We start from the raw sequence: 12,762 nt of genomic DNA on the forward strand, positions 1-12,762 counted from the left end.
AGCTATCGGGCGGTCATTCGGCGGGCGATGCGTCGCGCGCTTGTCGGCAGGCTGTCCGTAATAGTTCGGTCGATCCGTGAGTGCACCGCTGTCACGGGGGACTGTGTCCCGTCGGTTCGCCGGAGACAAACAGGACACTGGTTCCGTATCACTACATGTATATACGGTTGTTATCGGTATAAGCGGACTACCAAACTGCTTCGGGAATCGTGCCAGGAGTCCGCCGCAGGCGTAGGGATTCGCAAGCACTGGTTACCAGTTTTCGAACACTTCTTCCAGTAGCTTTCGCTCACCCGCACGGAGGTGCTGGTGGAACGTCGACGGACAGATGTCCATCGACTCGGCCAGTTGCTCGCCGGAGACGTCGCGTGGCCAGTCGAAGAAGCCGCCGAGAAACCCCTTCCGGAGCGCCGTTAGCTGGCGGTTGGTCAACCGCTCTTCGACGTTTGCGATGAACGCCTGCCGGGAGACCGGCGGTTCGTCCCGTTCTCGCACGGAGAGCAGTTCCGTTTCCGGATACTGGCTGCGGACCTGCTCGACCACGCTTCGGGTCTCCATCGACGCCGGGAGCGTGACGGTGACTGTCGCCTTCCCCGGTTCGACCAGAATGTCGCCCGTCTGGGCCCCGCGGTCGGCGACGACCGAGACGACCGGCGGGTCCGAGACGGTGAATTCGAACAGCGCCGACGAGTCCGCCGTCGAGACGTGCGAGACGCCCGACACCTGCGGGTGGTCGGCGGCGACGGCACAGACAGCCGAGGGGTCGTCCGTCTCGACGAGGAAGAACATCACCGTCTCCTCGCCGTCGGGGACGCTCCCACCGTACTCCATCGAGCAGCCGAGTTCGCTCGCCACGTCGATGTAAAAAACGTCGGGGTCGGTGACCTGCAGTTCGAGTTCGGTGACGTTGTCGGCGGTCAACAGCCGGCTGGTCTCGCGGGCGTCGATGGCCGCCGCGGTCGCCCGCCCGATGGTCCCCAGTACGGCCTGTTCGCGAGGGTCGAACACGTCGTCGCTGTCGGCGTAGACGGTGAGGACGCCGTACAGCGACTCGCCGGAGACGAGCGGGACTGCCGCGACCGACGCGACGTCGGAGTCGGCGAGTCGGCTGTGTTGCTCGTCGATGTCACCGGTCACGACCTGCATCTCCTCGGTTCGGGCCGCCTCCGCAACCGGGTCGTCGGCGTTAAGCGGGATGGACAGCGTTGTCGGGTGGTCGGCGGAGAGTGCCGTCGACGACAGCGTCTCGTCGCGTAGATCCAGTTCGGACACCCAGGCGAACTGGTAGGAGTCGACCTCGGCCAGCCGGTCACAGACGGTCTGCTGGATGGCCTCGCGCGAGTCGACGGTCAGTACGTCGCCCATCACCGCTTTCAGCAGCCCGTCGACCCGGTCAACGAGTTGCTTGAGGTTCTGGCGCTCGGCCTTGAGCTCCTCGCTGCGGCGCTCGGCTGCCAGTTCAGCGAGCTTCCGCTGGGTGATATCGATGTGTGCGACGACTGCGCTCCCGGCCTCGTCGTCGGGCAGCGGTGCGACCCGCATCAGAAACCACTGCTTCTCCTCCGGGGAGTGACACGGGTACTCCATCGTGAACAGGTCCTGCTCACCGTCGATGACCGACTCGATGCCGCCGAGTGCCTGCCCGGCGTACTCGTCTGCGTCGACATCAGTTGTCGCGAAGTAGTTCGTCCCCTCCATCTCCCCATCCTCATCGCCCGCGAACTTCCGCCAGGCGCGGTTGGTAAACAGGATCGTCCCCTCGTCGTCGAGGACCGCGATGTTGATGGGTAGCGTGTCCAACGTCGAGTGAGCGAGTGTCTCTGGTGGCTTCATTCAGTGTCCCTGGCTCCGAATAGCCGATACCCTGTGTAGTGGCGGCGGGTGAATAAACGTGTGGCCCGGAACGGGGAACTGTTGCCTGTGCGGAAAGCTCTAAGCGCTGTCAGTCGCAACTGGTTCGTATGTTCGGGTCCCGGAGTTCCCGGGGGGAGTCAGTCACCTGCATCGCGTGTGGGGAGTCCGTCCCACGGTCCGAGGCCCGCGAGTACGACAAACACGGCGACCGGTGGGACCGCCGGAACAAGACGTTCGAGCACCTCTGTAAAGCCTGTTTTGCCGACCTGTGCCAGCAGCCGCGGGACGGCCTCGAAACGACGCTTGACGCCGCCGGGGCCGGCGAGACCGACCAAGAGACCTTCCTGAGACGGTTCCGAGAACTCTCCGAGGGCGACACGCACAGGGAATGAGACGCGGAAGTCACGGCCCAGTCCCACCCCGACAGCCCTAACTACGCCCTGTTCGTACCGGGTGACATGACTACAGAGGACGCGCAAGCGGCCGCCGGGACCGCCGAGGGGCAAGGCCCCGTCGAGATCGACCCGGAGATGGCCCGCCATCTGGAGAACAAGCGCGAGGAACTGTTCGAGAAGTTCGGCATCCCCGACGAGTTCCCGCCCGAGGTACTGGAGGAGGCCAAAGAGCGCACGCAGGGCGTCCAGGCCGAAATCGAGGACGAGGTCGACGAACGCGAAGACCTCCGGGAGATGACGACCTGGACGACCGACCCCATCGACGCCCAGGACTTCGACGACGCCATCTCCATCGAGGAGCGCGAGGACGAGATCGTCCTCTGGGTCCACATCGCCGACGTGACTCACTACGTCAACCCCGACACGAAGATGTGGGAGCAGGCCGTCGAGCGCGGGAACACCGTCTACCTCCCGGCCTACACCGTCCACATGCTGCCGCCCGTCCTCGCCGAGACCGTCTGTTCGCTGGTCCCCAACGAGGACCGCCTGGCCCACACCGTCGAGATGCACCTCGACAAGGAGAACCTCGGCTACGAGGAGATCAACATCTACAAGTCCGTCATCCGCTCGGACGCTCGCCTGACCTACACCGAGGCCGAGCGCCTGCTGGACGAGCCGGAGACCGCAGAAGACGTGCTAGAGGACCAGAGCGTCGACCTCGCGGAGAAGACCGAGCGCGTCTGGGAACTGGCCGACCGGATGCACGAGCAGCGCAAAGAAGAGGGCTCGCTCGTCCTCAACCCCGCCCGCGACCGCGCCCACACCATCATCGAGGAGTGTATGCTGAAGGCCAACAAGGCCGTCACGCACGAGCTGATGTGGAACCGCGGCGTCGAGGCGATGTACCGCGTCCACCCACAGCCGAGCCCCGACGAGTGGGACGAGGCGCTGGTCGAGATTCAGGAACTCGACGGCGTCTCCATCCCCGGCGACGCCTGGGACGACCCGCGAAAGGCCGTCAACGCCACGCTCGAACAGGCCCCCGGTCGCCAACTCGACAAGATTCAGTGGGCCGTGATGAAGGTCATGCCACGCGCGAAGTACATGAACGACCCCTTCGGCGGCCACCACGCCCTGAACTTCGAGATTTACGGCCACTTCACCTCGCCGATCCGCCGCCTGTCGGACCTCATCAACCACTGGATCGTCTACACCAACGACGTGCCCGAGGACCTCGTCGCGCTGTGTGACCGCGCCAGCGACCGCCAGAAGGACGCCGAGCAGTGCGAGCGCGAGTACAAGAACTTCCTGCAGGAGGTCGGTCTGGACCCGTCAGCGGTCAACAACCGCGGTATCGAAGTCGTCGAGAATCCTGATGACGATGGCGAGGATGAAGACGCTGAAGCCGATGCCGCCGACGCAGCCGTTGAAGAGTAACGGCTAGCTAAAGTATCGGGTTCTGTTGTGCATGGTTCTGCAGCTACGGCCGTCGGGAGCCAGAAAGCCCCGGCTGGGTGGGACTGAAAGGGGCCGTGCTATCGGCGAACTCCGACGACGCAAGCACGCGAAGCGCGCGCAGCGAGGCGCAGGAGCCGATAGCGCGGGGGCTTTCTGGCTGTTCAAATATCACCACAAAGCCGTAGCAGCACCAAACAACCATCCCAGAGAGTCGCACATAGCAACAGCAAGACCTTTTCACAGTCGGTACGGCACTGCCCGTATGTGCCCTCCAGCACCCGCAATCGTCACCGAGGGGTTGACGAAGCGCTACAGTGGGGTCTCGGCGATAGCGGACCTCGACCTCACGGTCCCGCGTGGGAGCGTCTTCGGCTTCCTCGGCCCCAACGGCGCGGGTAAGACCTCGACGATTCGCATCCTGACGACGTTGACGAACCCAACAAGCGGCACCGCGCGGGTCGCCGGTGAGTCGGTCGCCGACCGCGCAGCGGTGGTCGAACACATCGGCTTCCTGCCGGAGGAGCCGCCGCTGTACGACGAACTCACCGGCCGCGAGCAGCTGGAGTACGTCGCCGGCCTGCGCGGGCACGAGGACTGGGGCCGCGTGGAATCGCTGCTCGACCGGTTCGACCTCGACGAGGACGCCGACCGGCGCGTCGAGACGTACTCGAAGGGGATGAAACAGAAGCTCGGGCTGGTCCAGGCGCTGTTGCACGAGCCGGAGGTCCTCTTTCTGGACGAACCGACCTCAGGGCTGGACCCGCGGGCCGCCCGGACAGTGCGTGACACCATCAGCGAAGTCGCGGCCGCTGACACGACGGTCTTTCTCTCGACGCACATCCTGCCCGTCGTCGAGGAGTTGGCCGACACCGTCGGCGTCCTGTACGACGGCGACCTCGTCGCGGAGGGGTCTCCCGATGAACTGACCGACAGCGTCGAGTCCGGGAGCACGCTCGAAGACGTGTTCCTCGACGTGACCAGCGAGCACCCGGGAGAGCGATGAGACGGCCGAGCGGACGACGGACACGACTGATCGCGCGGACGGAACTGCGGCGTACCTGGCGCAAGCTCAAGGGGACAACACGCGGCGCACTCATATTCCTCGGCGGCGGGCTGGGCATCAGCATATACAGTCTCGCTATCGGCGCAGGGGCGTTCTTTTTCGGCGGTGCCCTGGCCGACAGCGACCCCCACACGGTCAGGCTTGCGACGACGGCGGGTATCGTCGGACTGCTCGGCCTCGTCGGCTTCTTCACGCTCCAGCACACGGTGAAATCGGCCGGCGAGCCCGACGCCGCCGACGGCCTGCTGACGACGGTCCCCTACGAGGACGCGGCGGCCGGGCTGCTCGCCGCCGAGGCCGGTCGCGTGTCGCTCGCGCTCGCCATCCCGATTGTGGCGCTGGTAGGCGGGCTTGCAGCCGGTGACGCCGGGGTACTCGTCGCTCTCGTGGTGCTCGTCGGATCGGTCGCGGTCGCCCTGCTGGGGACGGTCCTCGGCTTCAGCCTGGGGCTGGTGACAAAACTGGTGGCGAACCGCTCGGCCTTCGTCGCCAGTCACCGCGCGAGCGTCGGGGCTGCCGTCTCGCTCATCCTGCCACTTGGCTGGGTCGCGATGACGGCCGTTCCGACGGTACAGCTTCGCGTGCTCCAACTGGCGACCCAGTCACCGCTCTCGTGGCCTGCCGACGTAGTCCTGCTCGTGCTGGGGACCGGCGGCAATTCGGTCGCTGCCGTCGTCGCCACAGCGGGGATTTTCGGCGCGCTCCCGGTCGGCGCAGTCGCGTGTCTGTGGCTGGCCGGGCGGGCCTGGTATGCCGATCCGGTCCAGCCCGACCACGAGTTCGACGCCGACGAGCGAACGCTCTCGGACCGTCTGCTGGCGGGGCGGGTCCCAACCGCGACCCGCGTAGTCGCACAGAAGTCGTGGCTCAGAGCCAAGCGAGCCCCCGTCACCGTCCAGTTTGCGGTCATGCCGTTCTTCTTCTTGGTGTATCACCTCCAGATAGTCATTCTGGAGCGGGTAGTGCCGCCGACGCTCCCGCTCAGCGCCGGCCTCGCCAGCGCGGCGGCGTTCGGGGCCGCGTTTTCGCTCAATCCGCTCGGCGGCGAGGAAGGGGTACTGCCGCTGACGCTGACCGCTAACGTCTCCGGCCGAGCCTTCGTCGCCGGGCTCGTCCTTGCGGGCGCGCTCCCCGGCGTCGTGGTGACGACGCTACTGGTCGTCGGCCTCGGTATCGCGGCCGGGACACCGCCAGTCACGCTCGCCGTCGCACTCTCACTCGCACTCGTGGCAACCCTCGCCGCGCCGGCCATCGCCGTCGGCACCGGCGTCGTGTTCCCGAAGTTCGAATCCTCGTCGGTGCAGGGCCGCGAAGTGGTGGTCCCGAGCGGCTGGGCGTTCGGACTGTACTTCCTCGTTCTCGGCGTGGCCGTCGCGCCGGGGAGTCTGGCGTACCTGCTCGCCGTCCGAGACCTGTTCGCGCTACCGGTCGATGGCGCGCTCCTTCTCGGTGGGGGGCTGGTAGCGAGCGCCGCAATCGCCGTCGCTGGCGCTGTCGCCGGCTTCCTCTATGCCGCCAACCGCGTCGCGACCTACCGACTCGACTAGCAGATGGGCTTCGGGTCCAGTCCCATCGCCTCCAGCGTTTCCGCGTAGTCGTCGTACGCCGCTTCGATGGCTTCGGTCGCGGCCGCGGCTGCCGTCTCGCGCCCGGATTCCGAGAGGTGTTCGAGGGCGGCCTCGCCGCCGTCGAGTGCCGACGCCTGCCGCCGAATCTCGCGAAACGTATCGGCCCGCTGTTCGTCCGCCTCGTTGATGAAGAAGCTCACTACTTGCAAGTAGAACCGGTCGGCGACCAGCGGCGCGGCGACGAGGCCGGCCCCGACGCGCCGCGCAGTCCCACTGACGGTTTCGAGGTGATCAATGAACCCACCGGAGTTCCCAGCGTCTGCGTCGATACGATCCGCCCGCTCGGCCGCGGCCTCGGCGGCTGCCCCGAACTGCGTCGCCACGTCGCTATCAGTCTCGGCAGCCCACCGGTCGAGGATATCTGCGAGTCCTGACTCGCGGGTCGCCGCTGCTGTGAGCACTGCCTCCGTCTCCAGTGTCGCATCTGTTGCTGCGATAAGCATCTTGTCCGAGCCCAGTCTGCCCCGCTCCGTCTCAGTCTGGTCGCGGACGGCGTCGATAGTGGCTCCAGCGTCCATACGTCCGCTGGGCGCGGCAGGGGCTTGAAATCCCCGCCCGATTTATCCGCCGGGCAACGCTACAGTCGGTATGGCCGATGACTACCCTGACCCGCCGACGGACCCGCCGTCACTATCGGCAGCGGCGTTGCAGGCGGAACTGGACGCCGGCAAGTCGTTCCGGTTGCTCGACGTTCGCGACCGCGACGAGTACGAGCAGTGGCGGATTCGCGGCGAATCGGTGACGGCGACACAGCTCCCATTTACGAAGTTCCTTCAGGCGAAGGTGACCGGCGAAGTGGACGACATCGTCGGCGACGTGGCCGGCACCGGCCCGATAACGGTCGTCTGTGGCCGCGGCGAGGCCAGCGCCTTCGTCGCCGGCCTGCTGACCGAACACGGCATCGAGGCACAGAACCTCAGCGACGGCATGGAGGGGTGGGCGCGGCTCTACGAGGCCCGCGAGATCACCTGCGACGCCGCAACCGTCCTCCAGTACCGCCGGCCGTCGTCCGGCTGTCTCGGCTACATGGTCGTCAGCGATGGCTCGGCCGCTGTCGTCGACCCGCTCCGAGCGTTCACCGACCGGTACGTCGCCGACGCCGCCGACCACGACGCCTCGCTCACCCACGCTATCGACACGCACGTCCACGCCGACCACGTCAGCGGCGTCCGTCGTCTCGCCGCAGAGACCGGTGCCGAGCCGATCCTTTCCGAACGAGCGGTCGCCCGCGGTGTCGACGACGTGACCGCACTGGCCGCCGACGAAACGCTACGCGTCGGCTCGGCCACACTGGAGCCTCGTCCCCTACCCGGGCATACGACCGGCATGACCGGCTTCACCGTCGGCGACGTGCTCCTAGCCGGCGACAGCGTCTTCCTCGACAGCGTCGCCCGCCCAGACCTGGAAGCTGGCGCTGACGGAGCGAGGGATCTGGCCCGCGACCTCCACCGAACGCTGACCGAGCGACTCGCAACGCTACCCGGCGAAACAGTCGTCGCTCCGGGCCACTACAGCGAGTCGACAACGCCGGCTGACGACGGTACATTCACCGCTGCCCTGGGGACTCTCCGCGACCGGCTCCCGGGGTTCGCGATGGACCGCGAGGCGTTCGTGGAGTACGCCTGTGACGATATCCCGCCGCGCCCCGCCAACTTCGAGCGGATTATCGCCATCAATCTCGGAACGGAGACGGCCGACGACGACACCGCGTTCGAACTCGAACTCGGTCCGAACAACTGCGCGGCCGCGCCGTCGGACGCGGTGTGACACCGCCACGACACAACAGCGGCTACAACGGGAGTCGCTTGCGGATCTGATCCAGAATCGATTCGTCTTCGTCGGGCAACGACTCCCCCACCACGCCCTCGCCCGGGAGAATGACGGTTCGCTCGCCGTTGTCCTCGACCTCGATGAGGTCGTCCGCCTTGAGAGCCGCGAGCGCGTCCTCTATGCGGTCGATATTCTCCTCCGTCCGCGACCGAAGCTCGAAGACGGTCATCCCCTCATCACGGCGGTCAGCGAGCGCATCGAGCACCGCAACCTCTGTGTCGTCCCGGTCGCGATACTCCGGCTTCGCTCTCATATGTCCCTCTAAAACCGGCTGGGTCTAATCTTTGTCCCTCGTGAATCTAATCTGGGAACCTGATCCGACACGGTATAAACTGCTGAACCGGTAAGTCAGACCCCTGATCGGAGCGGTCGTCAGCGACAAACTCGCTGTGACTTATGATTCCGAACCGAGTGATTCGCTATCGTCCCTTTTCATGGTAAGCTGGCCCCTCTTCAGTGGTAGAGCCATACTTTGCCATGAAGACTCGGAGCGACCATTCGTCGGTATAGTACTTGTACGCCCAAATATATTTGATGTGAGTTGTTTCAAACACCCCGCCGTCTTCCGTAGTGAACGTCACATTGACCGTATCAGGAATGTACGTGTGGTCCCGGTCTGAATAACTATCATCGTCGTCATTGTAGTCTTCCACAATGACATAGTAGTTCCAGAGTGGGTCAAGCCGGTCATCTACAGTTTTAGTACGGTTCGTGGTGTCCCGCATCTGAATCGTCATGTGGTATGAATCATTTTCAGGGAAGGCTTCTGTCTCGGCAGACCGGTTATAATCAAGCTCGTGATATATCCGCTGCATATGCTCATCGAACCGCTCAAATTTCTCTGCCTTACTAAGTTCTTTCTCGCTGTTGGATTCAGTTTCTATTTTTGATTCCTCAGTAGCCACAAGCGTACTTTTGGCCTCCGTCGGCTCAGATGTTGTGGCTGGGGCCTCAGTAGCCCCCTGTGTGTGTTCTGGCGTCTGTATCGGCGTATCTGTCTGCTTGGCTGGTCCACTTCCACCTAGGAACGCGGAACAGCCGGCAGACATAATTAATAGAGCGATAGCAACACCGCTAAGAATTATTTTAGTATTAGTCATGGTTCTTGAATTTCATTGTTGGCGTCTTTTTCTTTGTTTTCTTTATCAACAAGTGGATGAGTCAGATCTTAATTCGGGACTAGCGTTGGCTCTGTTGCCGACCCGTTTCTGTCCACTCCTGTAAATAGCGCACCGCGCACAGCCCCACCACCAGCATTGAAAAATGCGGTTCCGCGAATGGGGGACAGCGAAGACAAGTCCACATAGGGAACATGCTTTGGATGCTGACAAACCCATCTCAGGACTAAGTACTTGACATCCATTGGGACTTGTCCGCATACGCATGGTACTTGCCCATATGATTACCGGAGCAGAGACTTGGAGCATAAGAGAAAGTGCAGTCGTCGCTAACAAGTATGAGACTTCTTTTCCAGCCCACTGTTTTCGCCACATTCTATTTAGAATTTATCTACTTAGTTTATAAACACTAGCTTTAGAGTTTAGAACAGAAGGCATTACCAGAAGCTCCACCCTCCGCCGCCGCCGTCATCATCGCTATCATCATCACCACCGCCACCAAACCAACCACCGTCATCATCGTTGTCATCGCCGCCGCTGTCATTGTCTCCACCACCAGTTAGTCCATCCAAGAAACCCCCATCATCGTCATCGCCATCACCTTCGCTACTGCTGCTGTCGCTATCGTCACTACTGCTGCTGTCATCACTGCTACTGCCACCGCCGTTATCGTAAGACCAATCATAGCCATCATCGTCATCACCACTCCCCCCATCTGGGTTTATCAAGTTGTTCGGTACGCTGGAGGCCGGTCGGGTACTACGACTGTCACTAGTACTTCTATCACCAGAACCGTCATCATTGGAGTCGTCAGGCTCTTCCGCAACGGAACTCCGCTCCTTTATATCGTCTTTTCGTTCATCGATAGTCTCCTTACTGAACGTGCCTCCGTAACCGTCCTCGGAGTACTTGTTCATGTTCTCTTCATCGATGATCTTAGTGAGTTCATTGTCAACGTACATCCACAAACCGTCCCGGCCGTCGGTGTCGACGATGGTGTCGCCGATAGTCATCGCGGCCGAAGTACAGCCCTTGTTCTGCCCGTCGACGTAGTAGCTTCCGCTACCACCCGGGCAATTACTGCCGCCGCCACCGTTGCCGGACGAGTCGGCGACACGAATCGTCCGGTTAGCGACGCCGCGCCGTCCGTCGGCATCGTAGGCGACCGCGCGGACGGACACAGAGCCGGAGTCGTTGAACGTGTGAGTAATGGTTGCGGTCCCGTTCTCGCCAGCGAGTCGCGTCTGGTTCTGTGCGGTGCCGTTGACGACCCACGCGAGCGTTCGGAGGTCGGCATCACCGGCAGTCGCGTTTGCAGTCAGATTCCGCTGGAGGCCAACGGGAACCGCAGACGGGGCCGACATCGAGACTGACGGCCCACCGGCGGCCACCACATCGACGTGGAGCGTGTCCGAGCGCGACGCGCCGTCATCATCAGTGACGGTGACAGTAACGTTGTACTGGCCGGTGTCGGCTGGTGAAAACGTCGTCTGGACGCAGGTCTGGCAGTCGGGCGTGCGCGTCGTGCCGTCCGGCGTTTCGATGGACCACTCGGTATCTTCGATTGTGCCGTCGGGGTCGCGCGAGCCGTTGGCGTCCAACTGGACCGACGTCTCTCGCTCGACGGACTGGTCCAGTCCGGCGTCGGCAAGCGGTGGCTGGTTCCCGGTCGCCACCGCTGTCCCGCCGAGAAGCGCCGAGAGGGCGAGGACCGACACCACGAGCGTCGTCATCCGCTGCATTGGCGTAACGTAGTACCGCTTCCAGTTATAAAATTTCACAAGCTGTGCTGAAATTAATGTAGCAGCGTCGCGAAACAGGGTAGCGTTCTGTCACGAGCGGTAGAGCCAACGGGCAGGGTTTAAGTACGCCACGGTGGGAAGTTCTGGCAATGGGTCTCAAATGTTCCGTCCTCGGGCACAAGTACGGTGAGACCACCGTCGAGCGCGAGCGCGAAGAGCAGGGTAGCGAAGTCGTCATCACCATCCAGGAACGGGAGACCTGTGAGCGGTGTGGAAATACGCGGATCGTCTCGGAGAACAAGGAGGTCACGGCAATCGAGACGCCGTCGGACATCGCCAGCGACCTCGTCGAAGACGAGTCCGAATCCGAAACGGCGGGGACCGAGTCACCGCCAGAAGACGAACCTGCTGATAGCGCGGCCGAACCCACAGACGAGGAATCGGAGCGCTCGGGTGGCTGGGATAGCGTCGACGACCCGGTCGAAGCACCGGACGACACAGGAATCGGCGACGAAAGCGTAGACGCCGGGGAACCGGTTGATCCGTCGGCTGACGACGCCGAGATTATCGACGATAGTGACGATGGCGAGGAAGAAAGCGGCGACGTGGAACTGGACGAGCCGACGACGACGGTCGACGTCCCGGACGCCGAAGGCGAGGAGCCGGTAACCGAAGACGAGACCGACCCGGAGAAAGACGACGGGCTCATTCTCGGCGAGGAAGAGGAATCGGAGTCGGCCGGCGACGACCGCCAGCCGGGCGAATGGCCCGATGAACCGGGGGACGACGGGGACGGCTGGTCGCCGGAGACGATGCCGGTCGATACCGGAACGGACGACGATTCGAGCGTCGAACCGACCAGCGACAGCGCCGTGACGGTTCCGGAAGGCGAGTTCGCCTGTCCGGAGTGTGGGTTCACCACCGAGGTGGAATCGACGTCGTTGCGCGCTGGGGACTTCTGTCCGGAGTGTCACAAAGGGTCACTTATCACCCGGGGCGAGGAGTGAACGCAAAGGGTAAGACAGCCCCTCGCAAAAACTCGCCCATGCGAGAGTACAAGATGCGACGGGGCGAGCATCTCGAAGACCGCGTCCCTGACATGGAAGCGTTCGTCGAGGAGTACTTCGGCGAAGTAACGGATACAGAAGAGTACGAAGGCAACGACCTGCTGGTCGTCGACGACCCCGACAACCCCGTGTTTGACCGGGTCGTCGCGGGCCGCGTCGAGTACGGCTCGAAGAAAGACAAGATCGCACTCCACATCGACGAGCGACCGGCAGAGGACGTCATCGCCGAGGGCAACGTCGATGCGGCCGAGGACGCCGTCGCTATCAAGAACGATTTCCTGGAGGAGGCGACCGACCGCGACGCGAAGGCACGACGCGACTCACTGAAGCGCTCGGTCGAGGACGACGCCGACGCCCCGGACAACGTCTAACGACGGTCGTCGGGCGCACGCAGTCCGCGAGTGCCGGCAGGCTGGTACTGCGTATCGGTTCGGCACGGCCCGCGTAGCCATCCGGAAATTCTTCGATATCGACACTGAGTACCGCCAGTATCACGCAGCGTCAGACGGGCGTCACATCTAAATACGCTTGTGGCATAGGTTCACATACGCCTCACCCGGAGGCGCGCACAAGTATCCGGGGCACGAGACACCCCTCGTGTTGCCAC

At 63.4% G+C, this 12,762-nt stretch carries 12 protein-coding genes; 7 read left to right on the forward strand and 5 right to left on the reverse strand.

The annotated features are described in order from the left end of the window. Positions 1-252: 252 nt before the first annotated feature. Positions 253-1,833 carry a bacterio-opsin activator domain-containing protein gene (locus tag SG26_RS05305; protein ID WP_050037044.1) on the reverse strand — a complete coding sequence of 527 codons (1,581 nt, stop codon included), beginning with the start codon at positions 1,831-1,833 and terminating at the stop codon, positions 253-255. A gap of 128 nt (positions 1,834-1,961) precedes the next feature. Here SG26_RS05305 and SG26_RS05310 point away from each other — a divergent pair, with 128 nt between their 5' ends. The 4 genes from SG26_RS05310 to SG26_RS05325 all read left to right on the forward strand — a co-directional run bounded on the left by SG26_RS05310 (position 1,962) and on the right by SG26_RS05325 (position 6,317). Then, positions 1,962-2,246: a hypothetical protein gene (locus SG26_RS05310; RefSeq protein ID WP_014041243.1), complete on the forward strand. Its 285-nt coding sequence runs from the start codon at positions 1,962-1,964 to the stop codon at positions 2,244-2,246. Between the two features lie 66 nt (positions 2,247-2,312). Then, complete coding sequence (locus SG26_RS05315; RefSeq protein ID WP_014041244.1) at positions 2,313-3,686, forward strand: ribonuclease R family protein; 1,374 nt, start codon at positions 2,313-2,315, stop codon at positions 3,684-3,686. A 283-nt stretch (positions 3,687-3,969) separates the two neighbouring features. Continuing rightward, on the forward strand, positions 3,970-4,710 hold the full coding sequence (locus SG26_RS05320) for an ABC transporter ATP-binding protein (RefSeq protein ID WP_014041245.1): 741 nt from the start codon (positions 3,970-3,972) through the stop codon (positions 4,708-4,710). Next, positions 4,707-6,317, forward strand: coding sequence for a hypothetical protein (locus SG26_RS05325; RefSeq protein ID WP_050037045.1), 1,611 nt, complete (start codon positions 4,707-4,709; stop codon positions 6,315-6,317). The genes SG26_RS05320 and SG26_RS05325 overlap by 4 nt, the downstream gene beginning before the upstream one ends. On the opposite strand, the gene SG26_RS05330 is transcribed toward SG26_RS05325, so the two are convergent. Beyond that, on the reverse strand, positions 6,314-6,916 hold the full coding sequence (locus tag SG26_RS05330; RefSeq protein WP_050037046.1) for a hypothetical protein: 603 nt from the start codon (positions 6,914-6,916) through the stop codon (positions 6,314-6,316). The two genes, SG26_RS05325 and SG26_RS05330, sit on opposite strands and share 4 nt — an antisense overlap. A gap of 70 nt (positions 6,917-6,986) precedes the next feature. Between SG26_RS05330 and SG26_RS05335 the strand changes: the two genes are divergently transcribed. Further along, positions 6,987-8,165 carry an MBL fold metallo-hydrolase gene (locus SG26_RS05335; protein ID WP_050037047.1) on the forward strand — a complete coding sequence of 393 codons (1,179 nt, stop codon included), beginning with the start codon at positions 6,987-6,989 and terminating at the stop codon, positions 8,163-8,165. A gap of 22 nt (positions 8,166-8,187) precedes the next feature. Here the strand turns inward: SG26_RS05335 and SG26_RS05340 are convergent, their stop codons facing one another. The 3 genes from SG26_RS05340 to SG26_RS05350 form a co-directional block, all read right to left on the reverse strand. After that, positions 8,188-8,481, reverse strand: coding sequence for a DUF6432 family protein (locus tag SG26_RS05340; RefSeq protein WP_004958397.1), 294 nt, complete (start codon positions 8,479-8,481; stop codon positions 8,188-8,190). A 166-nt stretch (positions 8,482-8,647) separates the two neighbouring features. Continuing rightward, on the reverse strand, positions 8,648-9,328 hold the full coding sequence (locus SG26_RS05345; protein WP_044952029.1) for a hypothetical protein: 681 nt from the start codon (positions 9,326-9,328) through the stop codon (positions 8,648-8,650). 455 nt (positions 9,329-9,783) lie between these two features. Further along, complete coding sequence (locus tag SG26_RS05350; protein ID WP_050037048.1) at positions 9,784-11,088, reverse strand: PKD domain-containing protein; 1,305 nt, start codon at positions 11,086-11,088, stop codon at positions 9,784-9,786. A gap of 149 nt (positions 11,089-11,237) precedes the next feature. Here SG26_RS05350 and SG26_RS05355 point away from each other — a divergent pair, with 149 nt between their 5' ends. Together SG26_RS05355 and SG26_RS05360 are read left to right on the forward strand one after the other, a co-directional pair. Further along, entirely contained in the window at positions 11,238-12,095 is an 858-nt protein-coding gene (locus SG26_RS05355) for a hypothetical protein (RefSeq protein WP_014041251.1), read from the forward strand. Positions 12,096-12,133: 38 nt separating this feature from the next. Next, positions 12,134-12,526, forward strand: coding sequence for a DUF5611 family protein (locus tag SG26_RS05360; RefSeq protein WP_008308010.1), 393 nt, complete (start codon positions 12,134-12,136; stop codon positions 12,524-12,526). Positions 12,527-12,762: the final 236 nt, after the last annotated feature.

Source organism: Haloarcula sp. CBA1115 (genome assembly GCF_000827835.1).
Taxonomy (GTDB): Archaea; Halobacteriota; Halobacteria; order Halobacteriales; family Haloarculaceae; genus Haloarcula; species Haloarcula hispanica.

Coding starts and splice junctions, on each gene's coding strand:
- SG26_RS05360 (WP_008308010.1), top strand. CDS start 12,134: ATGCGAGAGTACAAGATGCGACGGGGCGAGCATCTCGAAGACCGCGTC.
- SG26_RS05335 (WP_050037047.1), top strand. CDS start 6,987: ATGGCCGATGACTACCCTGACCCGCCGACGGACCCGCCGTCACTATCG.
- SG26_RS05325 (WP_050037045.1), top strand. CDS start 4,707: ATGAGACGGCCGAGCGGACGACGGACACGACTGATCGCGCGGACGGAA.
- SG26_RS05305 (WP_050037044.1), bottom strand. CDS start 1,833: ATGAAGCCACCAGAGACACTCGCTCACTCGACGTTGGACACGCTACCC.
- SG26_RS05345 (WP_044952029.1), bottom strand. CDS start 9,328: ATGACTAATACTAAAATAATTCTTAGCGGTGTTGCTATCGCTCTATTA.
- SG26_RS05350 (WP_050037048.1), bottom strand. CDS start 11,088: ATGCAGCGGATGACGACGCTCGTGGTGTCGGTCCTCGCCCTCTCGGCG.
- SG26_RS05340 (WP_004958397.1), bottom strand. CDS start 8,481: ATGAGAGCGAAGCCGGAGTATCGCGACCGGGACGACACAGAGGTTGCG.
- SG26_RS05320 (WP_014041245.1), top strand. CDS start 3,970: ATGTGCCCTCCAGCACCCGCAATCGTCACCGAGGGGTTGACGAAGCGC.
- SG26_RS05330 (WP_050037046.1), bottom strand. CDS start 6,916: ATGGACGCTGGAGCCACTATCGACGCCGTCCGCGACCAGACTGAGACG.
- SG26_RS05310 (WP_014041243.1), top strand. CDS start 1,962: ATGTTCGGGTCCCGGAGTTCCCGGGGGGAGTCAGTCACCTGCATCGCG.
- SG26_RS05315 (WP_014041244.1), top strand. CDS start 2,313: ATGACTACAGAGGACGCGCAAGCGGCCGCCGGGACCGCCGAGGGGCAA.
- SG26_RS05355 (WP_014041251.1), top strand. CDS start 11,238: ATGGGTCTCAAATGTTCCGTCCTCGGGCACAAGTACGGTGAGACCACC.